This is a genomic window from Sphaerimonospora thailandensis (genome assembly GCF_016863115.1).
Taxonomy (GTDB): domain Bacteria; phylum Actinomycetota; class Actinomycetes; order Streptosporangiales; family Streptosporangiaceae; genus Sphaerimonospora; species Sphaerimonospora cavernae.
Window position 1 is genome coordinate 168,691 of the sequence record NZ_BOOG01000011.1, and the last position, 24,160, is coordinate 192,850.

The 24,160-nt window shown below is 68.7% G+C and carries 24 protein-coding genes and 1 pseudogene; 10 read left to right on the forward strand and 15 right to left on the reverse strand.

Annotation, left to right across the window (positions count from 1 at the left end; translation table 11 throughout):
- The first annotated feature begins 20 nt into the window (after positions 1–20).
- A complete protein-coding gene (locus Mth01_RS06015; RefSeq protein WP_204012717.1) occupies positions 21–743 on the forward strand; it encodes a LysE family translocator in 723 nt (240 codons plus the stop codon).
- A gap of 18 nt (positions 744–761) precedes the next feature.
- On the opposite strand, the gene Mth01_RS06020 is transcribed toward Mth01_RS06015, so the two are convergent.
- The 6 genes from Mth01_RS06020 to Mth01_RS06045 all read right to left on the reverse strand — a co-directional run bounded on the left by Mth01_RS06020 (position 762) and on the right by Mth01_RS06045 (position 6,775).
- On the reverse strand, positions 762–1,109 hold the full coding sequence (locus Mth01_RS06020; protein WP_204012588.1) for a hypothetical protein: 348 nt from the start codon (positions 1,107–1,109) through the stop codon (positions 762–764).
- 25 nt (positions 1,110–1,134) lie between these two features.
- Positions 1,135–1,824 carry a uracil-DNA glycosylase gene (locus tag Mth01_RS06025; RefSeq protein WP_204012591.1) on the reverse strand — a complete coding sequence of 230 codons (690 nt, stop codon included), beginning with the start codon at positions 1,822–1,824 and terminating at the stop codon, positions 1,135–1,137.
- Between the two features lie 103 nt (positions 1,825–1,927).
- The gene (locus Mth01_RS06030) at positions 1,928–2,821 is read right to left on the reverse strand and encodes a carbohydrate ABC transporter permease (RefSeq protein ID WP_204012594.1); all 894 of its coding nucleotides are present in this window, start codon (positions 2,819–2,821) and stop codon (positions 1,928–1,930) included.
- Positions 2,818–4,047: an ABC transporter permease gene (locus Mth01_RS06035; RefSeq protein ID WP_204012720.1), complete on the reverse strand. Its 1,230-nt coding sequence runs from the start codon at positions 4,045–4,047 to the stop codon at positions 2,818–2,820. The genes Mth01_RS06030 and Mth01_RS06035 overlap by 4 nt, the downstream gene beginning before the upstream one ends.
- A gap of 109 nt (positions 4,048–4,156) precedes the next feature.
- A complete protein-coding gene (locus Mth01_RS06040) occupies positions 4,157–5,503 on the reverse strand; it encodes an ABC transporter substrate-binding protein (RefSeq protein ID WP_204012598.1) in 1,347 nt (448 codons plus the stop codon).
- A 3-nt stretch (positions 5,504–5,506) separates the two neighbouring features.
- On the reverse strand, positions 5,507–6,775 hold the full coding sequence (locus tag Mth01_RS06045; RefSeq protein ID WP_239089405.1) for an ABC transporter substrate-binding protein: 1,269 nt from the start codon (positions 6,773–6,775) through the stop codon (positions 5,507–5,509).
- A 144-nt stretch (positions 6,776–6,919) separates the two neighbouring features.
- Between Mth01_RS06045 and Mth01_RS06050 the strand changes: the two genes are divergently transcribed.
- The 3 genes from Mth01_RS06050 (at position 6,920) to Mth01_RS06060 (ending at position 10,608) form a co-directional block, all read left to right on the forward strand.
- A complete protein-coding gene (locus tag Mth01_RS06050) occupies positions 6,920–7,426 on the forward strand; it encodes a PadR family transcriptional regulator (protein ID WP_204012600.1) in 507 nt (168 codons plus the stop codon).
- A gap of 160 nt (positions 7,427–7,586) precedes the next feature.
- The gene (locus Mth01_RS06055; protein WP_204012602.1) at positions 7,587–8,333 is read left to right on the forward strand and encodes an ABC transporter ATP-binding protein; all 747 of its coding nucleotides are present in this window, start codon (positions 7,587–7,589) and stop codon (positions 8,331–8,333) included.
- A complete protein-coding gene (locus Mth01_RS06060) occupies positions 8,326–10,608 on the forward strand; it encodes an ABC transporter permease (protein ID WP_239089406.1) in 2,283 nt (760 codons plus the stop codon). The genes Mth01_RS06055 and Mth01_RS06060 overlap by 8 nt, the downstream gene beginning before the upstream one ends.
- A 24-nt stretch (positions 10,609–10,632) precedes the next feature.
- Here Mth01_RS06060 and treS read toward each other — a convergent pair whose 3' ends face one another.
- From treS to Mth01_RS06075, 3 genes are all read right to left on the reverse strand, one after another.
- Positions 10,633–12,336, reverse strand: coding sequence for a maltose alpha-D-glucosyltransferase (gene treS, locus Mth01_RS06065; RefSeq protein ID WP_204012610.1), 1,704 nt, complete (start codon positions 12,334–12,336; stop codon positions 10,633–10,635).
- A 184-nt stretch (positions 12,337–12,520) separates the two neighbouring features.
- Positions 12,521–13,471 (reverse strand): hypothetical protein, encoded by a 951-nt coding sequence (locus Mth01_RS06070; protein ID WP_204012614.1) that lies wholly within the window; start codon positions 13,469–13,471, stop codon positions 12,521–12,523.
- 196 nt (positions 13,472–13,667) lie between these two features.
- Positions 13,668–13,895 (reverse strand): hypothetical protein, encoded by a 228-nt coding sequence (locus Mth01_RS06075; RefSeq protein WP_204012617.1) that lies wholly within the window; start codon positions 13,893–13,895, stop codon positions 13,668–13,670.
- 179 nt (positions 13,896–14,074) lie between these two features.
- Between Mth01_RS06075 and Mth01_RS06080 the strand changes: the two genes are divergently transcribed.
- Positions 14,075–15,259: a sensor histidine kinase gene (locus Mth01_RS06080; protein ID WP_204012620.1), complete on the forward strand. Its 1,185-nt coding sequence runs from the start codon at positions 14,075–14,077 to the stop codon at positions 15,257–15,259.
- A gap of 17 nt (positions 15,260–15,276) precedes the next feature.
- A complete protein-coding gene (locus Mth01_RS06085; RefSeq protein ID WP_204012728.1) occupies positions 15,277–15,939 on the forward strand; it encodes a response regulator transcription factor in 663 nt (220 codons plus the stop codon).
- Between the two features lie 241 nt (positions 15,940–16,180).
- On the opposite strand, the gene Mth01_RS06090 is transcribed toward Mth01_RS06085, so the two are convergent.
- From Mth01_RS06090 to Mth01_RS06100, 3 genes are read right to left on the reverse strand one after another with little or no spacing between them, the layout of a single operon-like run.
- Positions 16,181–16,627, reverse strand: coding sequence for a DUF6941 family protein (locus Mth01_RS06090; RefSeq protein ID WP_204012623.1), 447 nt, complete (start codon positions 16,625–16,627; stop codon positions 16,181–16,183).
- Positions 16,627–17,043 (reverse strand): helix-turn-helix domain-containing protein, encoded by a 417-nt coding sequence (locus Mth01_RS06095; protein ID WP_204012626.1) that lies wholly within the window; start codon positions 17,041–17,043, stop codon positions 16,627–16,629. Before Mth01_RS06095 ends, Mth01_RS06090 begins: the two co-directional genes overlap by 1 nt.
- Before the next feature lie 27 nt (positions 17,044–17,070).
- The gene (locus tag Mth01_RS06100) at positions 17,071–17,373 is read right to left on the reverse strand and encodes a hypothetical protein (RefSeq protein ID WP_204012628.1); all 303 of its coding nucleotides are present in this window, start codon (positions 17,371–17,373) and stop codon (positions 17,071–17,073) included.
- 417 nt (positions 17,374–17,790) lie between these two features.
- Between Mth01_RS06100 and Mth01_RS06105 the strand changes: the two genes are divergently transcribed.
- The 3 genes from Mth01_RS06105 to Mth01_RS06115 are packed head-to-tail and all read left to right on the forward strand — an operon-like array spanning position 17,791 to position 19,618.
- Positions 17,791–18,120: a helix-turn-helix domain-containing protein gene (locus Mth01_RS06105; RefSeq protein WP_204012630.1), complete on the forward strand. Its 330-nt coding sequence runs from the start codon at positions 17,791–17,793 to the stop codon at positions 18,118–18,120.
- Positions 18,117–19,007 (forward strand): ImmA/IrrE family metallo-endopeptidase, encoded by an 891-nt coding sequence (locus Mth01_RS06110; RefSeq protein ID WP_239089407.1) that lies wholly within the window; start codon positions 18,117–18,119, stop codon positions 19,005–19,007. The genes Mth01_RS06105 and Mth01_RS06110 overlap by 4 nt, the downstream gene beginning before the upstream one ends.
- Positions 19,004–19,618, forward strand: coding sequence for a PIN domain-containing protein (locus Mth01_RS06115; RefSeq protein WP_204012632.1), 615 nt, complete (start codon positions 19,004–19,006; stop codon positions 19,616–19,618). Before Mth01_RS06110 ends, Mth01_RS06115 begins: the two co-directional genes overlap by 4 nt.
- Here Mth01_RS06115 and Mth01_RS06120 read toward each other — a convergent pair.
- The 3 genes from Mth01_RS06120 to Mth01_RS06130 form a co-directional block, all read right to left on the reverse strand.
- Complete coding sequence (locus tag Mth01_RS06120) at positions 19,537–19,905, reverse strand: DUF397 domain-containing protein (RefSeq protein WP_204012633.1); 369 nt, start codon at positions 19,903–19,905, stop codon at positions 19,537–19,539. The genes Mth01_RS06115 and Mth01_RS06120 overlap by 82 nt on opposite strands.
- A gap of 107 nt (positions 19,906–20,012) precedes the next feature.
- Positions 20,013–21,707 (reverse strand): asparagine synthetase B family protein, encoded by a 1,695-nt coding sequence (locus tag Mth01_RS06125; protein WP_204012634.1) that lies wholly within the window; start codon positions 21,705–21,707, stop codon positions 20,013–20,015.
- Positions 21,708–21,938: 231 nt separating this feature from the next.
- Positions 21,939–23,177 carry an ATP-binding protein gene (locus tag Mth01_RS06130; RefSeq protein WP_239089408.1) on the reverse strand — a complete coding sequence of 413 codons (1,239 nt, stop codon included), beginning with the start codon at positions 23,175–23,177 and terminating at the stop codon, positions 21,939–21,941.
- Between the two features lie 236 nt (positions 23,178–23,413).
- Between Mth01_RS06130 and Mth01_RS06135 the strand changes: the two are divergent.
- Positions 23,414–24,160, forward strand: a pseudogene (locus tag Mth01_RS06135) (hypothetical protein); the annotation flags it as partial.

The window sequence follows — 24,160 nt, forward strand, 5'->3', positions numbered from 1 at the left end:
ATGGAAAGGGGGTGGCATCGATGGTGGAGCAGGGCGCGATTCTGGGCGTCGTGTCCATCTCGCTCGGCATGGTGCTGTCTCCCGGTCCGAACATGCTGTACCTGGTCTCCCGGAGCATCGGTCAGGGACGCCGGGCCGGAATCATCTCCCTGTGCGGTGTCGTCGCGGGATTCCTTGTCTATCTGGTCGGCACGAACCTCGGGTTGGCCGCGCTGATCACCGCGTTTCCCGGAATCCTCACGGTGATCAGGCTGCTTGGCGCCGGTTACCTGCTGTGGCTCGCCTGGAAGACGGTCAGGCCCGGTGGCGTATCGGTCTTCACGGTGCGGGACGTGCCTGACGATCCTCCGCACCGGCTTTTCGCGATGGGCCTGATGACGAATCTGCTGAACCCGAAGATAGCCATCCTGTACATCTCCGTCATTCCGCAGTTCATCGACCTGGGAAAAGGAAACGTACTGCTTCAGGGGATCGTTCTCGGCGGTTTCCAGATAATGGTGGCGGCCTCGGTGAACCTGTCGATCGTGCTGGCCGCCGGTGGCATCGCGGGCTTCCTGTCGCGACGGCCCGGCTGGTTGCGCGCGCAGCGGGCGGTGATGGGGGGCATGCTCGGAATGCTCGCCGTCTTGCTCGCCTTCGACACCGGCGGAAGCGTTTCGCACATGGCCGGCCGCGCCGGAGCGGAACCGGGTCAGGCGGGATTTGTGGGCGGGGTCGTGCTGGATTCGCCGCCACGCCGGTGAACGTGGCGGCGAGGACGCTCAGAGCAGGTGGTCGTCGGGGCCCTCGTGGTCGTGGTCGCCTTCTTCCTCGAGGATGCCCTCGGACGGCTCGACGCCCAGCATGGCCTCCCTCGGCTCCACCTCCCGGACGTGCTCGACGAGGCCGAGCACGTGGTCGGGCTCGATGAGCCACTGCAGCGCCGAGGCGCCGGTCTCGTCGGCGCTCACCAGCTCGATCTGCTCCTGGCGCTCGGCGTCGTCCAGCTCCGCCTCCGGGCTGCGGATCTCGGCCAGCGCCGCCGCCTGCAGGGCGTCCACGTCGAGGACCTCGACCACCAGGTCGACGGTGAGGCGCAGATAGCGTCCCGTGTCCGTTGCATCGCTCATGCTGACTGATCCTATCGGTCAGGCGTCAGGGTAGTTTCCACTCGACCGGCGCGGCGCCCTGCCGCTCCAACAGCTCGTTGGCCCGGCTGAACGGCCGGGATCCGAAGAACCCGTTGCGCGCGGACAGCGGGCTCGGGTGCGCGGACTCGATGCATGGTACGGCGGTGTCCCCGGAGCCGAGCATCGGTCGCAGGTTGCGCGCGTCGCGACCCCACAGGATGGCCACCAGCGGGCCGCCACGTGTGACGAGCGCCTTGATGGCCTGCTCGGTGACCTCCTCCCAGCCCTTGCCACGATGGGAGGCGGGCTTGCCCGGCATCACCGTCAGCACCCTGTTGAGCAGGAGCACGCCCTGCTCGGTCCAGGGGGTGAGGTCGCCGTTGGACGGCGCCGGATGGCCGAGGTCGGCCGCGTACTCCTTGAAGATGTTGACCAGGCTGCCCGGCAGCGGGCGCACGTCGGGGGCGACCGAAAAACTCAGCCCCACGGGATGGCCGGGGGTGGGATAGGGGTCCTGTCCGACGATCAGCACGCGGACCGCGCTCAGCGGCTGCTGGAACGCGCGGAGCACCTGGGACCCGGCGGGGAGATACTGGCGGCCTTCCGCGATCTCCTGCCGCAGGAAGTCGCCCACGGCGGCGATCCGCCCTGCGACGGGTTCGAGTGCCTGAGCCCAGCCGGCTTCCACGAGTTCGTGCAACGGACGTCCTGCCATGGTCGGGCACTCTATCGGCTTTTCGCGTGCCGTACGGCAGGCATGGCAGATGAAGATCGGATGCCCGCTCACCCCCGTGAAGCGGGCATCCGACGTTCCGAGGTCACTTCACCGAGCCCGCGAGCAGGCCTTGGACGAAGTACCGCTGGAAGGCGAAGAACAGGACCAGCGGGATGATGAGCGACAGGAAGGCCCCGGGAGCGAGGATGTCCACGTTGGTGCCGAACTGCCGCATCTGAGATTGCAGCGCCTTGGTCATCGGCTGGTTCTGGGTGTCGGCGAAGACCAGGGCGACGAGCAGGTCGTTCCAGACCCACAGGAACTGGAAGATCCCGAGCGAGGCGACCGCCGGCTTGGCCAGCGGGAACACCACGGTGGCGAAGATCCGCCATTCCGGTGCGCCGTCCATCCTCGCCGCCTCCAGCAGCTCCCGTGGGATGCCCACGAAGAAGTTGCGCAGCAGGAAGATGGCGAACGGCAGGCCGAACGCGACGTGGAACAGGACCACGCTGACGATCGAGCCGAAGATCCCGAATGTTCCGTACAGCTTGGCGATCGGGATCAGCGCGATCTGGATCGGCACCACCAGCAGGGCGATGACGAGCAGGAAGACCGTGTCCCTGCCGGGGAACTCGATCCAGGCGAACGCGTAGGCCGCCATCGCCGCGATGAAGATGATCAGCAAGGTCGCCGGGACCGTGATCAGGATAGTGTTCCAGAACGACGAGGTGAAGCCGGAGGTCAGCAGGTTCGAGTAGTTTTCGAAGGTGATTTGGGCCGGTTTGGTGAAAAACGTCCACCAGCCGCTCGAGTTGTTGGCGGTGTCGTCGCGCATCGACACGACGAGCAGCCCCAGCGTCGGCACCAGCCAGAACACCGCGACGAGGACCAGGAACACCTGGACCACGCCGCCGCCGATCCGGTCCAGCAGTCGGCCCGCGAGGCCGCGCTCGATCCCGGCCGCCTGCTGCCGCGGCTCGGCCGCCACGGTCGTCATCGCTCGTCCCTTCTGAAGCGGCGGATGTTGAAGATCATGAACGGCACCACCAGCACGAGCAGGAAGATCGCGAGTGCGCTTCCCATGCCCTGGTTGTTGCCGCCGCCGAACGAGACCCGCCACATCTCCAGCGCGATCACGTTGGCCTGTGGCTGCACCGAGCCAGGGGCGATGATGAACACCAGGTCGAAGACCTTCAGCACGTTGATGACCATCGTGACGAAGACGACGAGCAGCACCGGCGCGAGCAGCGGCACCGTGATCCGCCGGAACACCTGCCACTCGGTCGCCCCGTCGATCCGCGCCGCCTCCAAGGCGTCCCTGGGAACCGCCGACAGCCCGGCCGCGATCAGCACCATCGCGAACCCGGCCCACACCCAGATGTACGCGCCGATGATCGCCGGGGTGATCAGTGTCGGCCCCAGCCAGGTCAGCCCGTTGAACGGGGCGGCGAAGTTCGACTGCGGGAGCCGTACCGTGTAGGACCCGGCGGGCAGGCCGGTGAGGTGGAAGGTGCCGTCGGCGGCCGTCTCGGTGGTCGCCTTCACCTGACCGTCGGAGACCGCCTCGACCGTGATGCCGGCCAGGCCCTTCTCCTGCGGGTCGACCTGGTTGACCGTGCCGCCGCCGCCGCGTACGACGTCGAGCCAGACGGTGCCGCCGATCGCGTCGGCGGCCACACCGTCAGCCGGGGCGACCGCCGTGGCGGGCGGCGCGTCCTTGACGGAGTCCGGCGGCAGGCCGACGAGCGGGATCAGCACCGCCTGGCCGGGCCGGGCCGGCTGCCTGACCGTCACCGTGCCGTCCTGCTGCGCGACCGCCGGGGACTGGTCGTTCTCACGCGGCCGCGCGCCCGGATAGCCCTGGCCGGCGGAGAACGTGTCGTGGACCGTGGTCAGCACGGCGTTGGCCACGCCCTTGTCGGGGTCCTGTTCGTAGACGAGCCGGAAGATGACGCCTGCCGCGAGCAGGGAGACCGCCATCGGCATGAACAGGACCAGCTTGAACGCGGTCGCCCAGCGGATCCGCTCGGTCAGCACGGCGAAGATGAGGCCGAGCACCGTCACCACCAGCGGGGCGACCACGACCCAGATGATGTTGTTCCTGATCGTTGTCAGCGTCGCCGAGTCGGTGAAGATCGAGCCGTAGTTGCCCAGCCCGACGAAGCGCTCGCCAGTGGCGTCGTAGAGGCTGCGGAAGATCGAGTAGATGACGGGGTAGACCATCCACACCCCGAGCAGGAGCAGCGCGGGCAGCAGGAACAGCACCGCCAGCGTCGGCGAGGGGCCGAGCCGTGCGCGCGGCCCCTTCCGTTCGGTCACGGCCTTCCTCCCACTACTTCTTGAACGCCTTGGCCGCGTCCGCCTCGAGCTTCTTCTGCGCACCCTTCACATCGGAGGGGTCGCGCAGGAAGTCCTGCAGGTCCTTCCATTCGCCCTTGCCGTCCGTGCCGCCGAAAGCGCTGGGCGCCAGGTCCGACATGTCGTACCTGACCGCCTCGCCGGCCGAGATGATCGTCTGGGCGAGCTGCTTGGTCAGTTCGTTCGGGTAGTTGTCGGGCGAGACGTTGCGGTTGGGCGACAGGTAGCCGGGCAGCTTGGCCCAGATCTCGCCGCCCTCCTTGGAGGCCAGGAACTCCAGCAGGGCCATCGCGCCCTTGGAGTCCTTCAGCGCCACCGCGATGTCACCGCCGAGCACGACCGGCTCGGTGTCGCCGACCTTGGGGAACGCCATGGCCTTGGCGTCCTCGCCGACCTTCGCGCCGGACTGGGCGGCCGCTCCCGCGACGAAGTCGGCCTCGATGACCATCGCGGCCTTCTTCTGGCCGTAGACCTGGGTGACACACGTCGGGAAGTCGGTCTGCAGGGCGCCGGAGGCGCCGCCCAGCAGGAACTCCTTCTTCCCGAAGATCTGGGCCATCTTCTCCAGGGCCGTGGTCACCGTGGGGTCGGTCCACGGGATCTCGTGCTTGGACAGCTTGTCGTAGTTCTCCGGGCCGGCCGAGGAGAGGTAGACGTTCTCGAACAGGTCGGTGAGCGTCCAGCCCGAGGCGCCGCACAGCGCGAACGGCGGCGTGCCGGAGTCGGCCAGCAGCTGCGCGTTCTTGACCAGGTCGTCCCAGGTCGCCGCCTCCTGCGCCCCGGCGTCGTCGAACGCCTGCTGCCGATACCAGATGAGTGACTTGTGCGCGGCCTTGACCAGCACGCCGTACACCTGGCCGTTGGCGGAGCCGAGCTCCTTCCAGTACGGGGTGTAGTTCTGGTCGATCTGCGCCTGCACCTCGGGGGTCAGCGGCTTGAGCGCGTTCTCGTCGGCGTACTGCTGTACGAGACCCGGCTGCGGCAGGATCGCGACGTCCGGCGGATTGTTGCCCTGGATGCGGGGGCCGAGGAAGGCGCCGGTGTCCTCACCCGTCGAGGCATAGGTCACGGTGGCGCCGGTCTTGTCCTGGAACGCCTTGAGCACCTGCTCGAAGTTGGCCTGCTCGTCGCCGGTCCACTTGGCCGCGACCTCGATCGTGACGCCGTCCAACGGCTTGGCCGCGGCGGCGGCGTCGCCACCGCCGCTGGAGGCGCTCGTCTGGCCGACCGCGGGCTCGCCGCCCGAGTTGCCGCCCGAGTTGCCGCCGCACGCTACGGCGGCGAGAGCGAGCAGTGCGATCGGGATGGGGAGTTTGCGCATCATCTATCCTCCGGGGTGGATCACCTCGCCGAGGCCCTGTTTCAGGTCGGCGACGGCTTCGTCAACGGGTGTGTCAAGGCCCAGCGCCGCGGACGCGGTGCTGGAGATCACCAGGCTGACCTGGTTGTAGTCGGGAGTTACCGGCCGCGGCCGTGCGGACAGGATCGACTCCTTGAGCACGGGCAGGTACGGGAATCGCCTGATCAGTTCCGGGTCGTCGTACAGCTCGGCCCGGACCGGGGGGAAGGACCCCTCGGTGAGCACGAGCCGCTGGATCTCCGGGCCGGTGAAGTAGCGGATGAAGTCGAGCGCGGTCTTCTGGTGCCTGGAGTACGCGCTGATCGCGAGGTTCAGCCCGCCGAGCGCGCTGGATCCCGGGCCGTCCAGGCCGGGCAGCCGGGTCACCGCGAACTTGCCGGCGAGCGCCGAGTCGGTGGCCGGGCCGTACGCGTGCGGCCAGTTGCGCGCGAACAGCAGCCGCCCCTCCTGGAAGGCGAGCCGGGACTCCTCCTCCTTGTACGTCAGGGCCTCGCGGGGGATCCACCCCTCCTTGACGCCGCCGACGAGGAAGCCGAGCGCGGTGCGCGCGGTGCCGAGATCCAGGGTGACGCTCCGGGCGTCCGGGCTGAGGATCGACCCGCCCGCGGACCGTACGGCCTCCGCGAAGTTCACGGTGAGCCCCTCGTAGGGGAGGAACTGTCCGGCATATCCCCCGATGTGATATTTCTCGGTCAGTCGCCGGGCCTGATCGCGCAGTTCCGCCCAGGTCTTGGGCGGTTTCAGGTGCTCCTTCTTCAGGATGTCGGAGCGGTAGTAGAGCAGGCCCGCGTTGCTCACGTACGGCGCCGCCCACAGCCGGTCGCGGTAGATCGCCGTGTCGGCGACCCCCTTGAGCATCCTGTCCAGCGGAAACCGGCTGCGGTCGAGCGGCACGATCCAGCCGGCGTCGGCGAACTCCGCCGTCCAGACCACGTCGAGCCCGAGCACGTCGTAGACGTCGCTGCGCGCCTGCAGGTTGGCGACCATCTGGGCGCGCTGCTCGTCGGCCGCCTCCGGGAGTTCCAGCAGGGTGACCGGCTCGTTGGGATGTGCCCGGTTCCACCGGTCCAGCAGAGGCGCCAGATAGGCGGTGGTGTCCCGCCCGATCGCCAGCGTGATCGGGCCGGTGCCGCCGGTCCCGTCGTCGGCCGGCCCGCCGGCGGCCGTGTCCGCGGACCCCGCGCATCCGGCCGCGAGCAGAGCGGCCAGCAGGGCGACGGCTCGGCGAACCACACGGCCTCCACGTGTCTTGCGGGTCTTGCGAGTTACATACGTGTTAGGTAGATACATGCATGTTATGCATAGCGATAATGTGGAGGTCAACGCTGAAGCCGATAACGCTCCGGTAACTGCTTTCCGACGGCTGGGGGTGAGCGCGTGCGGCAGTCGCTGCTGGCGCTCCTTGCGAAGGAACCTGCCCATGGGTACGAACTCAAACAGGCACTGGAGGCGATCTTCGGCAGCGCGTACCCCTCGCCGAACATCGGCCAGATATATGTGACGCTCGGGCGGCTGGAGAAGGACGGGCACGTCCGGTCGGTCGGCGTCGAGCAGTCGAACCGGCCGAACAAGAAGGTCTACTACATCACGGCCGCCGGCCTCGAGACCCTGCAGGCCTGGGCCGAGGAGCCCACCGAGGGTCCCAGGGTCCGGGACGAGTTCTTCATGAAACTCGTGCTGGCCCCGATGACCGGATTGTCGGACCGAATGGCGCTGATCAACCGGCAGCGCCGGCACTACCTGTCCCTGATGCGGGAGCTCGGCGAGCTGGCCGAGCGTACGGATCCCGGCGACCGCGTCGCACTCCTGCTCATCGAGGGCGCCATGCTCCACCTGCAGGCCGACCTCGACTGGCTCGAACGCTGCCAGGAGGAGCTCCCCTAATGCCGCTCACCCCCCCACCACCCCCCACCGTGATCTTGCGAATACTCGCAGAAAACGGCCCGACCAGCGCTAACACCTGTTGTGATCTTGCAGAAACTCGCAGCATGCCCCTCGCACCTGCGGCGATGCCCTGCGTGATCTCGCAGTCAGGGCGAATTTCGTGACCACGACACCGGCGATCCGAGCGGTCAATCTGGTGAAGATCTACCAGTCCGGCCGCGGGCTTCCCGTACCGGCCGTGCGCGGCGTTGATCTCACCGTCGATCCCGGCGAGTTCGTGGCGATCATGGGACCGTCCGGGTCGGGCAAGTCGACCCTCATTCACCTGCTCGGCGGGCTGGACACGCGCACGAGCGGCGAGATCTGGCTGGACGGCAAACGTGCCGACACGCTGTCGGAGAGCGGCTGGGCCGTACTACGCCGCGAGAAGATCGGTTTCGTCTTCCAGTTCTTCAACCTGGTGACCAACATGACCGTGGCCGACAACGTGGAGCTGCCCGCGCTCCTCGGCGGCGCCTCGCCGCGGCATGCCCGCGAGCGGCGCGAATACCTCCTCGGCGAACTCGGCCTGACCGATCGAGCGGCCGCCGCGCCCGCCCAGCTGTCCGGTGGGGAGCAGCAGCGCGTGGCGCTCGCCCGCGCGCTCGCCAACCAGCCGAGGCTGCTCCTGGCCGACGAACCGACCGGCAACCTGGACAGCCGCAACACCCGCGACGTACTCAAGCTGCTGAGCCGGGTCCACCGGCAGGGCCAGACGATCGTGCTGGTGACGCACGACGCGCGCGTCGCCGGACTGGCAGACCGGGTGGTGAGCCTGCTCGACGGCGAGATCGTGGACGACGGCGCCATCGTGCGGCGGCGGGGCCCGGGTGGTACGGCAGGCGACGTGGTGGAGCTGCGTGGCTAGCCGCATGATCGGTTCGGCGGAGGGGAGGTGGATCCGCGCCGATCTGCGGGCCCGCCGGGGCCAGGCGCTGCTGACCGTTCTGACGGTGGCGGGGATCGTCACCGCGCTCATCGCCGCGGCCACCCTCCTCGAAGACGGCACCAATCCCTGGCGTGGTCTGTTCGAGCGCGGCCGCGGCGCCCACATCTGGCTCCACACCAAGACCGTCCCCGACGTCTCCGCGCTCAAGAGCCTCGACGGCGTCACCGACGTGGCCGGGCCGTACCACAGCGCCCCGGCGACCCTCGCCGCCGACCGCGGCCGCAAGGTGCCGATCTCGCTTCAGGAGGCGCCGGCGGCGCTTCCCGCGGTCGCACGTCCACTGCTCAGCGAGGGCCGCTGGCTCGACGTACGCCATCCGGAGGGGGTCGTGGTCGAGCGGTCGTTCGCCCGGGCGATCGGCCTGCGGCCGGGCAGCCCGTTCACCGTCACCGGCCTGAACGGCGCCACGCACACGCTCACCGTGGCCGGGCTCGCGGAAACCGGCGACCAGGGCTTCTACCCGGAATGGGCGCCCGGCCTGGCCTGGACGCTCCGGCAGACGCTCACCGCGGTCGAGCCCGCCCCCGGCCGCACCGAGACCGTCACCGGGCTGCGGCTGGCCGACCCGGGACTGACCGATCTCATCGTGCAGCGAGCCGTCTTCACGCTGCACGGGCAGGTGCAGCGGGTCACCACGTGGCGGGAGGTCCGGGCGGCCATGGAGCTGGACAACCGGCTGCTCGGCCTGCTGCTCGGGCTGTTCGGCGTGGCCGGCCTGGTCGCCGCCGCGCTCGCGCTCGCCAACGTCACCGGCGGCCGCGTGCTGACCCAGCTGCGCGACATCGCCACGCTCAAGTCGCTCGGGTTCACCCGCGGCCAGATCACCCGCATGCTGCTGGTCGAGCACGGCGCCCTCGGACTGGCCGGCATCGCACTCGGCGTGGTCGCCGCCTGGCTGATCACCGCGTACGCCCTGGGGGAGAGCGGCGTGACGCCGCTGTCGCCGGGCCCGCACGCCGCCATCACGGTGGGCACGGCACTGGTGGTGCTGGTGGCGGTCTGGCTGCCGGCCTGGCGGGGCGGCCGCACCCCGCCCCTGCCCGCGGTCCCCGCCGCTCCGCCTCGGGGCCGTCTGTCGCGGCTGGCCCGGCTCGCCCTGCTCGTACGGCTGCCGCCCGCGCTCGTCCTCGGCGCGCGGGACGCCTTCACCCGGAGGACACCGGCGCTGCTCACGATCTGCGGGGTGGCGATCCCGATGATGATGATCACGATCGGGCTCGGCTGCTGGGCGACGCTCGACGACTTCATCCGGCACCCGGAGGGAGTCGGCCAGGCGGCGGCCCTCGCCGTACGGCCCGCCGACCTGACGGCGGAGGAGACGCGCGAGCGGGTGATGGCCGATCCCGACGTGGTGGCGGCCTATCCGGGGGCCGAGCTCGACGCCCTCGTACCCGGGCAGACCAGGACGGTGCGGACCCGGGCGCTGGGCACCTCGGCCGATCCCTATCCGTTCCCGGTGGCGGAGGGACGGATGTTCCGCGACCGCGGCGAGGCCGTGGCCGGGCAGGGTCTGCTCGATCTCCTCGGCGCGCGTGTCGGGGACCGGGTCCGCATCACGATCGGCGGCACCCCGCTGATCGTTCGGATCGTGGGGCGGGTCATCGAGCCGGAGCAGGACGGCGAGGTGCTGTCGCTCGGCATCGACAGTCTGGCGGCCAAGGACGCGGTGCCGCCGCGGTTCTACGGCCTGGTGCTGCGGCCGGGGGCCGAGCCGGGGGAGGCACGGGCCCGGCTGCAGGCGCAGGGCCTGGAGGTCGCGCAGGCGGTCAACCCGGCCGACCGGCTCGCGGTGATCCGCGTGATCATCGTGGCGCTGGTGGTGGTGCTGGCCCTGATCGGCCTGGCCAACCTGCTGACCGCCGGCGCGCTCGGGCTGCGCGACCACGTGCTCGATCTGGCCGTGCTCAAGGCGATGGGGCTCACCCCGCGCCAGGTCATGGCCACGCTGGTCACCGGCACCGGGCTGCTGGCGGTGGTCGGGGTGCTCCTCGGCGGCTGCGTGGGGGCGTTGTGGTCGCGGGCCCTGATCGACCTGGAGGGGCGGCACAGCGGGGTCGGCGCCGGCATCGGCCGGGCGCCGACCCCGGGCATGCTCGCCGCGGCGATCGGCATCGCGATCGGCGCGGCCCTCCTGGTCGCGCTGATCCCCGCCCGCCGGGCCGCCCGGGCTCGGATCCCGGTCACGGCCCGGTGAGACGGCCCGTGACCGTCCGCGCAGTCAGCTCCGGTTTTCGAGAGAGAACCAGTAGAACCCGTAGCCGGGGAGAGTGAGCCGGTAGGGGAGGTCGCCGATCACGGGGAACGGCACGCCGCCGCGGCACTCGACCGGCGTCATCCCGGTGAACCGGCGCAGGTCGAGCTCGACGGGCTGGGCGAAGCGCGACAGGTTGTTGACGCACAGCACCCGGTCGTCGCCCTCCTCCCGCAGGTACGACAGCACGCCGGTGTTGGCCGACCACAGCTCGGTGTAGTCGCCGGTGCCGAAGATCGGGTGCTCCCGCCGGATCTGCAGCATCCGGCGGGTGAAGTGCAGCAGCGACGACTCGCTCTTCGTCTGCGCCTCGACGTTGACGGCCTGGTAGCCGTACACCGGGTCCATCACCGTCGGCAGGTAGAGGCGGCCCGGGTCGGCGGTGGAGAAGCCGGCGTTGCGGTCGGGGGTCCACTGCATCGGCGTACGGACCGAGTCCCGGTCCTCCAGCCAGATGTTGTCACCCATGCCGATCTCGTCGCCGTAGTACATGACGGGCGATCCCGGCATGCTCAGCAGCAGCGCGGTGAACAGCTCGATCTGGTCCCTGTCGTTCTCCAGCAGGGGTGCGAGCCGCCGCCGGATGCCGAGGTAGGCCCGCATCCGGGGGTCCTTGGCGTACTCGGCGTGCATGTAGTCGCGCTCCTCCTCGGTCACGGTCTCGAGCGTCAGCTCGTCGTGGTTGCGGAGGAAGATGCCCCACTGGGCCGTCTCGGGCAGTTTCGGGGTCACCGACATGATTTCGGAGATCGGCTCCCGGCTCTGCCGCCGTACCGCCATGAAGATGCGCGGCATCAGCGGGAAGTGGAACGCCATGTGGCACTCGTCACCGCCCTTGGTCGGGTCGCCGAAATACTCCACCACGTCGGCCGGCCAGCCGTTCGCCTCGGCGAGCAGCACCCGGTCGGGGTAGAGCCGGTCCACCTCGGCCCGGATCCGCTTGAGGTAGTCGTGCGTCTCCGGCAGGCCGGCGCACGAGGTGCCCTCGCGTTCGAAGAGGTACGGCACGGCGTCCAGCCGGAAGCCGTCGACGCCGAGATCCAGCCAGAAGCGGAGGACCTCCAGCATCGCCTCCTGGACGGCCGGATTGTCATAGTTGAGGTCCGGCTGGTGGTGGAAGAACCGGTGCCAGTAGTACTGGCCGCGTACGGGGTCGTACGTCCAGTTGGACTCCTCGGCGCCGACGAAGACGATCGGGGCGTCGGCGTAGCGGGTCGGGTCGTCGGACCACACGTAGAAGTCGCCGTACGGCCCGTCGGGGTCGGAACGGGAGGCCTGGAACCACGGGTGCTTGTCGCTGGTGTGGTTCATGACGAGATCGGTGATGACGCGCAGGCCGCGCTCGTGGGCGGCCTCGATCGTCTTGACGAAGTCTCCGAGGTCGCCGAACTCCGGAAGGATCTTCAAATAGTCGGATATGTCGTATCCGCCGTCTCGCAGCGGGGACTCGTACAGCGGCAGCAGCCAGAGGCAGTCGACCCCCAGCCACTGGAGATAGTCCATCTTCTCGATCAGCCCGCGCAGATCGCCGGTGCCGTCGCCGTTGGAGTCCTTGAACCCGCGGACCAGCACCTCATAGAAGACCGCCCGCTTGTACCACTGGGGGTCGGCCGGGGTCAGGTCGCCGGGGGAGGCCGGAACACGTTCCGGGCATGGCGAAGCAGCGTTCATATGGTCTCGCTCGAAGACTCGAAAGGGGGGAAGGCGCGTGGTCAGGCAGCACTCCGGCCTTGCACTCACGCCGCCTTGTTGGCGATTATTTGGGCAAAGCTAGCACCTCGAGAGACCCGACCGTAAAGGATTACACCTACTCAACCGGTAGTTTTTCCCTGCTTCCGGTTGATCACGTACGGTGTCACCCACGCGTCTGGTCGCCGGCGGCCGCGGGGACGCGGCGGTGCAGCCAGACCAGGGCCAGGGCTGTGAGTACGCCGCTGACGGTGAGGTCGTAGCGGCCTTCGAGTCCGACGAGCGTGTCGACCAGGACGGGGCAGCCGAGGATCCCCGTGACCACCCAGAGCCCGTCGCGCCCGAGTGATCCCGTCGTGGCCCAGCGCCGGACGGCCAGGACGCCGACCACGAGCGGTGCCAAGGCGAGGGCGAGTCCGGCCGGCCACGGCAGGCCCGTCGACGGAGCCGCATAGGTGAGCAGGGAATGCGCAGCGGTGCAGACGAACGCCACAACGCCGAGCAGGCGCGGCCGGGGGCGACACGAGGAAGCACGGCCCGGACGCGGCAGGCGCCGGGAGAGCAGCGCGGCCACCACGAGCAGGACGCCGATCCCGAGCGCCACGAGCACCGGGCCGAGCGGCGGCCGGAAGTGGTCCTCGTACACGAGGAACAGGACCAGCAGCATCGCGATCCCGGCGACGACCAGGCCGCGCGGGCGGACCCAGGCGCGGTCGCGGTGGCCCGGGAACAGCCACGTGACGATGAGGACCGACGAGCACACGCTCACCGCGGCATGGAAGGCGGTGAGATTCGCGGCGAGCAACAGGTTCGTGTGCCAGACCTGGGCGTAGTCGCCGACGCCGGTGTACTGCGCGTACCCGGGGTCGAACCAGAACCGGTCGACCAGTGCCTCCTCGTAGACACCGTACGCCGCACCGAGCAGGGCCAGCCCTGGCAGGCCGAGCCCCCAGCGGTGAGCCAGCTCGCGGCAGAGCAGCGCGCCGCAGCCGTAGAGCGCGACGAGCAGGGCGAGGTTCCACGGCAGCAGCAGCTTGAGCGGAGGTGTCGCGGTTGACAGCACTTCACCCAGGTACGGCGCCAGCAGGAGCAGCACGACGACGGGCCGCCAGGCCATGCGCCCACCTTCCAGCAGGGGCCGGGAGCCGCGCTCAGTTGGAGAATCCGAAGTGCCGGAACCGTTCATAAGAAAGCCGCTCCTGATTTCTCAAGGGAGATGTGCCAACAATCGATCATGACGTTGTTGCTGTGAAACCCGGGTTTTTCCAGCAATAACGTCAAGATCGATGGTGCAGCCGCACCACCTCACTTCCCTACGCCCTGAGCCGCGACGCGGCGGTCATCACGGCGAGTCCCAGGACCGACACGGTCAGGTTCGCGAACAGCTCGTAGCCGGTCAGGAAATCCAGGCGAGGGATGACGACGCGATTGAAGACGTTGAGGAGGCCGCCGAGGATCGGCTGGACGGCGATGCGGTCGATCGCCCCGCTGATGCCGGCGACGAACAGGAAGAACCCGAGTAGTTCAATGAACTTACGCACGGTGTGACGCTAATGAACGCCCCCGGGGTGCGGATCGGCCGTCGGGATCTTCTGAAGGCGACCTTGGTCGCTGATCCTGGACACCGCCGCTGACGAAAGTATCGGCGTCGTCGTCCTCGGTATCGGCCACGACCCGCGACAGGGTGCGACGGCTCTCCGCGCCGTACGCTCGACGGCATATGGACGATTCCTCCCCCACTTTGGCGACGCGTCCATTGGGACGTGGGTCGTTATGGCGGCGCGGTCTGCGCGACTGGATCGTGGACACGGCTCTGTTCCTGTTCGCGGCGTCCTTCGGCGTCCTGGCCGCCGCCGAGCGTCTCGAGACGCCACCCATGGGCGTGCCCGCATGGCTGTTCCACCTCGACCAGATCATCGGTGTGCTGGCCTGCGCCGCGCTCTGGACGCGCCGCCGGTGGCCGGTCGAGCTCGCCGTCGCGCTGGTCGCGGTGTCGGCCTTCTCCGAGTTGGCCGCGGGCGCGATGCTGGTGGCGCTGTTCACCGTCGCGGTGCACCGGTCCCCGCGCACCTCGATGGCGGTCTTCGGGCTGAGCCTGCTCACCGGGCTCATCTATGTCGTGCTGCATCCCGAGCCCGATATGTCTCCGCTCCCGCTGTGGTTGTTCGGCGTCGCGCTCCAGGGTGCAGCGGCCGGCTGGGGCCTGACCATTCACCACCGGCGCCGGCTGGTGCTGTCGCTGCGCGACCGTGCGGCCCGCGCCGAGACCGAGGCCCGCCTGCGTGCCGAGCAGGCTCAGCTTCAGGCTCGCGAAACCATCGCCAGAGAGATGCACGACGTGCTCGGCCACCGGCTGTCGCTGCTGAGCGTGCACGCCGGGGCGCTGGAGTTCCACCCTGACGCCCCGCCGGAGGACATCGCTCGCGCGGCCAAGGTGATCCGGGAGAGCGCCCACCAGGCGCTGCAGGATCTGCGCGAGGTCATCGGCGTCCTGCGGGCACCCGTAGGCGAGCTGCCCCAGCCGACCCTCGCCGGCCTACGGGAACTCGTGGTCGAGTCCAGGAGGGCCGGGATGCGGGTGGACCTGTGTGCGGAGCTCGAAGGAGACGTGCCGGACCGGGTGGGCCGCACCGCCTACCGGATCGTGCAGGAGGCGCTGACCAACGCGCGCAAGCACGCCCCGGGTGCCGAGGTGAGCGTCCGGGTCGGGGGAGCGCCGGGCCGGGAGGTGACCGTCGAGGTGGCCAACACCGCACCCGCTCTACGGCCCGGTTCTGCCGTACAGCGGGGTCAGGGTCTGATCGGCCTGGCCGAACGGGTGGCCCTGGTGGACGGGCGACTGGAGTACGGCCCGGCCGCCTCGGGTGGCTGGCGGCTGGCGGCCTGGCTACCCTGGCCGCCGTGACCACAGCAGAGCCCGGGATGGTCGGCGTGCTCATCGCCGACGACGATCCGCTGGTGCGTGCCGGCCTGGCGATGATGCTGGGCGGCGCCCCGGACCTCCGCGTGATCGCCGAGGCGGGCGACGGCGCCGAGGTGCTGCCGCTGGTCGACCGGCACAGCCCTGACGTGGTCCTGATGGACATCAGGATGCCCAGGATGGACGGGCTGGCCGCGACCGAAGCCCTGCGCGCCCGCCCGCGAGCCCCCGAGGTCATCGTCCTCACGACCTTCGACGCCGACGAGCACATCCTGCGCGCCCTGCGCGCCGGAGCCGCCGGCTTCCTGCTCAAGGACACCCCGCCCGGCGAGATCGTGGCGGCGGTACGCCAGGTGGCCCGGGGCCTGCCGGTCCTGTCGCCGGCGGTCACCAGGCGGCTCATCGCCCGGGTGGCCGTCGCCGACCACGAACGGCGGCGCGCACACGCCGTCGACCGCCTGGGCCTGCTCAACGACCGCGAGCGGGAGGTCGCCGTCGCGGTCGGGCAGGGCTGGTCCAACGCCGAGATCGGATCAGCGCTCCACCTCAGCGTGCCCACGATCAAGACCCACGTCTCCGGCATTCTCACCAAGCTCGGCCTCAACAACCGCGTCCAGATCGCCCTGCTGGTCCACGACGCGGGCCTCCTCGACCAGAACGAGTGAGCGCATCACCAGCGAGCGCGGCCGGACAGATCCTCGTCGGCGAGACCGGGCAGAGCGAGTGACAGATCGGGGTCGGCGGCCGGTCGCGGTCGGCGAACAGGAAAGCAGGGAAGGCAGCCCGATTGCGTACGGCTGCGGTGGATACGGGACACCCGGCGTAACTTCAGCACTGGCCGTACCTGGTCGACGGACGCATCGCTGAAACCGGCCCGGCCATGACGACGGGAGTCGACACCACGAATTAAAGATCAGTGTTTACGACAGATGCTCGAACGGCAAAGGATGCGGAATCCAGCTCTTCATCGTTAACTTCGAATATCCACCGATACATGTGGCCAGGTTCAAGTGGAAGCGGTGAAACATTAATGACAAATGTAGTGTTAACGTCTACCGATCGAGCCATCGACTCGGCTTCCTTGTCTGCATCCCCCAAGGTCAGACGACCTGCGAACTGAACGGGCTTCCCGTTCCCTCCTGCCATCATGACTGGTTTGTCGCTGTCATCGAGCAACCGTATAGCGAAGGATTGGACCGAATCGACCGCTTCCCAAGGGACTCGAAGGAAGGCGACCACGGCCATCGGGGGCACGCTTGGCCCGGTTATCGACCAGCCGGCTCCGAGAATGTGGACCTTTCCGCTACCGGTATCCTGCTGGGCGGAATCACAGAGGACAAGCGAGCCCCGCATCAAGCGCTCCTTTGAAGGAACTTCACGGCGCTGCTGCTCGCGACCGTTGCACCGACTTCGGCGTAAGTGAACGAATCATCGGATTGCAGCTCGAACTGCAGCGAGGGCGGAGCGAGTGTTGGGGTCGTTTCCGCAGTGGACACATAAACCACGTGACGCACTTCTGCGCCAATCGCCAGCGCATAGCGGCGGATGCTTGATAGATGAGGGTCTCCACCCACGCGTTCGAACTCAGACACAGCCGGCTGGCTACGTCCTATACGCTCGGCGACCTGTGCCTGCGTGATCCCCTTGGCGCGGCGGATCTGAACGAGTTCTTCGATCAAGCGCATGTCACGCTCGATCGCCGCATCCTCACGCTGAACCTCAGGGTCGTCGGGATCGATGCCGAGCAGGTCGGCGAGGTGTCGGTCCATCACTGCCCTCCCTGTATCGGGTTCACCTTATATTCTGCTCTTGTACTCGGCCAGCCGGGCCCTCGCTACCTCCACACTGCGATCTTGAGCGCCTTGGCCTCCCTTTTTGTGGAACTTCAACCCGAGAAGAACGTGTTCCCCCTTGGGGCTGACGGAGTAGTACAGGCGGTACTCGTTGCCCTCGTAGGTGAGTCGTGCCTCGTGGAGGCCCTTACCCAGGTAGCGGACATCGTGACTGAGGATGCGGCCGTGCTCGATCCTCCACATGAGCCTGCTGAGTTCGAGGAGCGGCGGCTTGCCCTGAAGCACGTCGCGGATCTCCCTGCTCACCACCCGGGCTCCTGACTCGGTGCAGTACAGCTGCCAGGTGGACTGGGGAACTTCGCTCACACCTACAACCTTCATCTGCTGGTAACCGATGTCCGAAGGTAAAGAACCTACAGGTGTTCGCGGCTTGCGTCGCAGATGATCGACAGAGAGATCCGTACTGTCCGGCCAGCGGTTCCACTTCCAGCGCAAGGAAGGAAGCTACTCGACCGAGCCACCTGGACAGGTGCCGCGTTCGGTAGCGCATCAAGTGATGCTGGCGATCGCACCGTAGGTACTCGTCGCTCCGTGGGTGAGTCGTGCCTCGTAGAGGCCCTTACCCGCCCCAGCTTTTACCCCTTGCCGCGGCCGGTGTCCTCGCTATATGATGAATCACGGAATGATAGGTTGATTCAATCTCATGTGGGAGGGGCGAGCCGGATGACGACCGTGGGTGCGCGGGTGGAAAATGCCTTGGCTGCGTCGAGGTTGAGCCAGCGTGCGCTTGCCCAGGTGACGGGCATCTCGCAGTCGACCTTGTCACGGATCATCTCGGGGGATCGAGCGGCGAAGCTCCCGGAGTTGGCGGCCATCGCCTGGGCGACCGGGCACACGGTCGCGGAGCTGAGCGGGGGCAGTGCGGTCGCCGAGCGCGTGCAGAGCGCGGCTCGGGCAACTCATGGGGCGGACATGCAACAGATGCGCGAGGTGCTGCTTCACTACCTGGAGCTGGACGCGTACCTTGACGACCAAGGCATTCCCGCAGCATGAGCGACGGCGGCGAGGATGGGCCGGGCAAAAGCGCGAGCGCGGAATCTGAGGCGATGGCGAAGGCGGAGCAGTTCCGCCACGACCAGCACCTGGGCACCCAGCCCCTGGCGGACCTGGTTGCGCTGATCGAGCAGACGACTGGCATCGATGTGGCCGTGCTCGATGTCGGACCAGGTGAGCACGGCCTGACCATGCGCGACCCCGCGCGGGGCGCGGTTTTCATCGCGGTCGCCCGCACCGCACATCCCATGCGGCAACGCAGCACGCTGGCGCATGAGCTGGCGCACGTGCTGTTCGAGGACTGGAACGGGCCCGAGGTGCCCGCGACCGACACGCGCAGCCCGCAGGAGATTCGGGCCGACGCGTTCGCGCGTCATCTCCTCGTTCCGCTCGACGGTCTGCGGGAGCTTCTCGGCAACCGGCTGGCCGTTGTCGGCCACGCCACCTTGTCGCAGGTGGTGCAGCGCTTTGTCGTTTCACCGTCGATCGCGGCCATTGCATTGCACCAGGCCGGCTATATCGGCGAGGGCACCAAAGACGCCTGGTTCTCACTCACGACCCCAATGCTGGCGGCCCGGTTCGGGTGGGCCGACCAGTATGAGGCTCTGCGCAACGAGTCCAACCAGCGGCGTGCTCCGCAACGCCTACTGACCCGCGCCATCGACGGATACCTCAACCATGTGGTGTCCGCCCAGACCATCGCCACCTTGCGCGGCAGGGACGTCCGGGCCATCGAGACCGAGCTCACCGACGCGGGTATCGAGCCGGGGCCGCTCTCGATCGCCTGGGCCGACCCAGCCGGCTTGCCGGCGGTCAGCGTATATCTCGACGATCTCGACGACCCCATGGACGCTGCGCAGAGCGCGCCGGAGGGGCCAGCCGAGTGAGCGTGCGCCCCATTATCGATGCCGGCCCGGCTTTAAACTTCTTCTCCATCAACAAGGAACGCCTCCTGCTCGCTACCCTCGGCCCGATCAGCACCCCGGAAACCGTCGAGCAGGAAGTGCTCCGCAAGGCAGCTACCGACCCCCGGTTCTACGCCGCCGAACGGGTCTGGAAGAGGCTGCCGCCGCGCCTGCTGCAGATCCTCTCCGACGACGTCACCCCGGAGCTCGCCGCGGTCGTCCACCGGCTCACTGGCCTGCCGATGATCGACCGCACCCGGAAGGCCAAGGACCTCGGCGAGATCATGGTCATAGCCCACGCCGTCGTCGCGGCCGAAAGTGGGCAGGCCGTGACGGTACTCATTGATGACGGCTACGGCGCTCGCCTCGCCAGCTCCGAGATCCGCCGACTCGACCGGCTCCGCAGCCAAGGGCGCCCCATTGGCTCGATCCGGCTTGCCAGCACCCATACCGTGCTCGAACGCGCCGCCGGTGGACAATACCTCCCGGACCGTGAGGCGATGTGCGAGGTCTACACTCGACTGCGTCGCTGCGACGACGGCCTCCCGCCCATCGGAACGACCCGCTTACTCGCCCGTGACCTTTGGACCTGAAGACCCGGCACAGTAGGGGAGGGTGGCGGCGAAGCCGGCGGCCTGGGACCCCGGTGAGCAGTGGGTGCAAGCCGGGTGCTTCGGCGATCAGAGGTCGAACTCACCCTAAACTCACCCTGCTTCGCACCGGCGATGAACGCACTCCACTCGCTCGGCGTGAAGGCCGGCACCGGGCTAGAACGGTCCTTGCTGTCCCGGACGGCGGCTTGCCTGAGCCCCTCATGGGCGAACTGCTGTCGAGCACAACCAACGGCAGCGCTTGTGCTGTTCTCGCTCAGATCATTCACGCCATGCGTCTCACCGGAACGCCGCGCTAACGGAAGAACATCGTCAATGAACGGGAGCGGCCGTCCTTACCGGACTCCAGGAATCGGGAGCATCACTAACAGTTACTCTAAGTGGCCCAGGGGGGAGTGAGGTCGGCGAGGAGGTCCTCGTAGTCGGTGAGCCAGGAGCCGAAGACCACCAGGGAGCGGAGCCAGAAGCGGGAGTTCCATGATCCGAAGGCGGTGAGCGCGTCGGGTCCGCCGGAGACGACCTCGAGCATCTGGGGTGACAGCAGGCCCGGGATCGAGGCCGCCTTCGCCAGCATCCGGTGGTTCCACTCCCGGGCGGCCGGGCCGTTCGAGCGCAGCGGCACCCGGCGGTGCGGCAGCGCGCCGTTGGTCGACGGCAGTGTGGCCACCCGCGGGTTGGCCGCACGCAGGATCTCCCGGTAGAACCTGCCGCCCTCCTTCCGATCCACCGGCACGGACAGCGCGGCGTCGAAGAAGTCCGGATGCAGGAACGGGAAGACCGGCGTGACCTCCGGGCCGACGAGGTTGACCGGTGAGCGGGCGATGCCCCGGGCCGTGCGGGTGTGGAGGACGCTCAGTGGCAGCTCGGACCGGTGACCGTGCAGCATCGACGTGGCGGCGGCGAACGCCGTACGGACCCGGTCGTCCATCCAGGTGAGGGCGGCGTCGCCGAGCACGGGCAGGTGCGCCTCACTGGTCGTGAGGGCGGTGAGCAGTGCCTCGCGCCGCGACGTGCCGGTTCCGGCGCCCACGGCGTCGGCGGTGATGAGGAAGTTCTTCATCAGCGGCCCGCCGGCCAGGCCGTCGATCACGGGCCGCCCGCCCGCGTGGACTTCGCGGGCGAAGGGGGAGTACCACGCGTGGTGGCTGGTCAGGTATTCGAGCCGCCGCGCCGCCCAAAGCGCCTCTTGCGGGTATTTTTCGGCATATTGCGGCACAATCCGGTGGGGGATGCCCAGCTCTCTCGTGATGTAGCGGGCGAAGTCGATGTCGTTGTCGAGCCCGTCGTCCGGGCTGGTCGTCCACGATTCGATGTCAATTCCTCCCGCCGCCCCGCCCCGGTCCATCTTCGCGGCCACCGCGACGCTCGCCAGCAGCCGCGAGTCGTACCCGCCGCTCACCGGCACCAGCACCCGGTCGTACGGCTTGAGCGCCTCATGCAGCAGCGCGACCAGGTCGTCCCCGGTCAGCTTGCGGTCGACCTGCTCCTCCCGCACCCACCGGGGAGCCCGCCGGTCGATCCGCAGCCGCCGCCCGGCCCGCGACCACGTCAGCGCGGTCGCCCCGGGCAGCCGCCTGACCTGGCGATAGGGCGTGTCCTCCAGCAGCGGATAGGTCAGCTTGAGAATGGCCGCCCAGGCGTCCCAGTTCACCTCGTACGGCCGGCGGGCCAGCGCGAGCAGCGGTTCGATCAGCCCGGAGAAGTAGACGGCGTCCCCGTCGCGCAGGTAATAGACGTCGACCAGCCCGAACCCGCCCGTGTGCAGGGTCACCCCGTCCGGTTCGTCGATCAGTCCCGGGGCCTCGTAGTCCTCCGCGACCGACAGCCAGTCGCCCCCGACGCGTCGCACCGGCCGACGGTCGCCCCAGGCGAAGGCTGCCGCCCCTGGCTCGGCCTGGTCGTACGGCACGAGCGGGTGAGAGCTGAGGAGTGCGGCCGCTGTCCCGGAATGCACGGCCTGGACGGCCGGCCCGGACCGGGCCAGCAGGTCGAGCCTGGCCTGGTCGAACGGCCCGACAGCTCCACAGACGTACGGCCTCGCCGTGAATCGTGGCCACTCACCCTTGCGCACGCTTTGCCCTCCCTGAACCCCCGCCGAGTCTAGGGGCACCGAGTTTGGATTGCCCCGGTTCGAGGTCCGCTCGCCCGCCCGTGTGCCGGTTGATGTAGGCCTGATTGCGCCGATGTGCCTCGGCAACGGCTTCCTCACCGCCGGAGCGGGCGACGATGTCGGCGCGGATCTCGCTCCACAGTTGCCAACCGCGTCTTGGAAAGTCGGTCACAGACGCCTTTCCTATCAGGATCAGACCTCCCAGAGGGCGCTCACGGGGACAGCGCGGAGGCGGGGGCCGAAGGGGAGGGTCTGGGTGCCCGTGTAGAGGACGACTCCGGCGACGAAGTCGTCTCCCAGTCGTGCTGCCAGATGGTTCAGGCCGCGGAAATCGTCCGGTCGTACGGTCGACGAGGCCTTGATCTCGATGCCGACGACCCTGCCCTGACGGTTCTCCAGCACCGCGTCGACCTCGACCTTGTCCTTCGTCCGGTAGTGGAACAGCTCCACACGCTCGTCCGACCACGAGAGTTGGCGGGCCAACTCCATGAGGACGAAGCCCTCCAGGAGCGGACCGAACTGGCCGTCCGGCCGGATCAGGTTCCTGGCGTCGATGCCCAGCAGGTTCGCCGCCACCCCGGAGTCGACGAAGGCCACCTTGGGCGTACCGATGGCGCGGGTGCTCAGGTTGCGTGACCAGGCGGGGATCCGCTTGATGAGGAAGACCTCTTCCAGCAGGCCGAGATAGCGGTGAACCGTGGTGGCGGGGAGCCCGATGGCCGCCCCCAGCGCGTTGCCGACCAGGAGCTGTCCCGACCGGGCGGCGACCGACCGCACCAGGGCCCGCATCTCCGCCGTCCGCTCGATCTCCGACAGTTGGCTCACGTCACGGGCGATCAGATCGGATACGTAGGAATCGAGGAAGCGTTCCCGCCGTCGGGGGTTGGTGCGGGCGACCGCCTCGGGAAACCCACCGCGGACGACTCGCTCCGCGTAGTCGGCGCGACTGACGGCCGAGGTGTGGCGGAGGTCCGCACCCTCGGCGAAGATCACGTCTACGAACCTGTCGGCGGTGCCGTCGATCTCTCCTTGGGAGAACGGCCAGAGTTCGATCGTCTCCATCCGGCCCGGCAGCGCGTCGGGGAGCGATCGCAGTCCCAGTACGCGGGCGGACCCCGTTAGCAGGAATCGGCCTGGTCGCGGATCGGTGTCGACCTGCTCCTTGATGGCCAGCAGCAGTTCCGGCACCCGCTGGATCTCGTCGATGACCATGAGGTTGGGGAAGGACACGAACCCGGCGGGATCGGCCTGCGCGGCCTGGCGGGCGACCGGGGTGTCGAGGTTGCGCCACTCCGCGTTCCGGTCCTTGGCGAGGAGCCGTACGAGCGTGCTCTTGCCGCTCTGCCGGGCGCCGTTGATGAGGACCACACGCGTGTCCTCCAGCGCTGCCGTGGCCACCTTCTCGACGTGCCGGGGAACGACCCTGCCCAACGCTGTGTGAGAACCGCTTACCACCAGGTCAGCATGGCATAAGAACGTGATCAGTGGGGCGTTGGTCGGAAGCTGTATGAAAGTTTGGTCGCATGATCCGTGGTCGGTTGGTCGCACAGATCGTGGGCCGACGGTCGCTTGGTCGTCGGTTCCTGGTGCTTCGTAGGGGCGATCAGGGAGTTCTGCGAATATTGTGACTCTCGTCCTGTCGTCCCCTTCGGCCTGGAGTTGCCCCGATGACCGAGCGAAGCGAGTTGGCGTCCCTTCAGGAGGCGCTGGCGCGAGCCGTCGAGCAGGCGGCCGGAGCGGCCGAGCTGACCCGGCTGATCACCGACTACCAGCGGCGGCTCGACGAGGTGGCCGCTTCCGAGGCCGAGGCGCTGACAAGGATGCGGGAGGCCGAGGCCCGCCTCAAGGTGGTCGAACGGCAGAACGCCAAGCTCGCCAAGAGCCTGGCCGAGCAGCGCTACCAGACCGAGGTCGCCACCTGGAAGCTCGCCTCGATGCAGGAGAGCCGCTGGACCAAGCTGGGCGACGCCCTGCACACCAAGAATCCCGGCACGGTCGCCAAGACGCTCAAGACCCCGGTGAAGAAGCCTCCCGCGCCCACAAGGGCCGACTTCAAGCCGGAGATCCCGGCGGTGCCCGAGCCCGCGGTGGTCAAGGCGGTCCCCGATCCGAAGGCGCCCGAGGTCTCCACCCCGATCGCCGAGGGGTTCGCCGTGCCGAAGGGGCCGCTGGTCAGGCCCTATCTGACGGTGGCCGCGATCGTCGACAGGCAGACCGAGGCGCTGCTGCGCTACGAATGGCGCCTGGTGACCAACTTCGGCCAGGACAACTGGGAGGCGATGCTCGACCAGCAGCGGCCGCACGTGCTGTTCGTCGAGTCCGTGCGGCCCGGCCCCCGTCAGGGCAACGGCGGCAGGTGGCTGGAGGCGCTGGCGGGGGAGTCGCGGGCGCTGCGCGACCTGGTCGCCGCCTGC

Excerpts from the sequence above, each read along its gene's own strand:
- Mth01_RS06015 (WP_204012717.1), top strand. The coding sequence starts at position 21 with ATGGTGGAGCAGGGCGCGATTCTGGGCGTCGTGTCCATCTCGCTCGGC.
- Mth01_RS06020 (WP_204012588.1), bottom strand. The coding sequence starts at position 1,109 with ATGAGCGATGCAACGGACACGGGACGCTATCTGCGCCTCACCGTCGAC.
- Mth01_RS06025 (WP_204012591.1), bottom strand. The coding sequence starts at position 1,824 with ATGGCAGGACGTCCGTTGCACGAACTCGTGGAAGCCGGCTGGGCTCAG.
- Mth01_RS06030 (WP_204012594.1), bottom strand. The coding sequence starts at position 2,821 with ATGACGACCGTGGCGGCCGAGCCGCGGCAGCAGGCGGCCGGGATCGAG.
- Mth01_RS06035 (WP_204012720.1), bottom strand. The coding sequence starts at position 4,047 with ATGGTCTACCCCGTCATCTACTCGATCTTCCGCAGCCTCTACGACGCC.
- Mth01_RS06040 (WP_204012598.1), bottom strand. The coding sequence starts at position 5,503 with ATGCGCAAACTCCCCATCCCGATCGCACTGCTCGCTCTCGCCGCCGTA.
- treS (WP_204012610.1), bottom strand. The coding sequence starts at position 12,336 with ATGAACGCTGCTTCGCCATGCCCGGAACGTGTTCCGGCCTCCCCCGGC.
- Mth01_RS06070 (WP_204012614.1), bottom strand. The coding sequence starts at position 13,471 with ATGGCCTGGCGGCCCGTCGTCGTGCTGCTCCTGCTGGCGCCGTACCTG.
- Mth01_RS06080 (WP_204012620.1), top strand. The coding sequence starts at position 14,075 with ATGGACGATTCCTCCCCCACTTTGGCGACGCGTCCATTGGGACGTGGG.
- Mth01_RS06085 (WP_204012728.1), top strand. The coding sequence starts at position 15,277 with ATGGTCGGCGTGCTCATCGCCGACGACGATCCGCTGGTGCGTGCCGGC.
- Mth01_RS06090 (WP_204012623.1), bottom strand. The coding sequence starts at position 16,627 with ATGCGGGGCTCGCTTGTCCTCTGTGATTCCGCCCAGCAGGATACCGGT.
- Mth01_RS06095 (WP_204012626.1), bottom strand. The coding sequence starts at position 17,043 with ATGGACCGACACCTCGCCGACCTGCTCGGCATCGATCCCGACGACCCT.
- Mth01_RS06105 (WP_204012630.1), top strand. The coding sequence starts at position 17,791 with ATGACGACCGTGGGTGCGCGGGTGGAAAATGCCTTGGCTGCGTCGAGG.
- Mth01_RS06110 (WP_239089407.1), top strand. The coding sequence starts at position 18,117 with ATGAGCGACGGCGGCGAGGATGGGCCGGGCAAAAGCGCGAGCGCGGAA.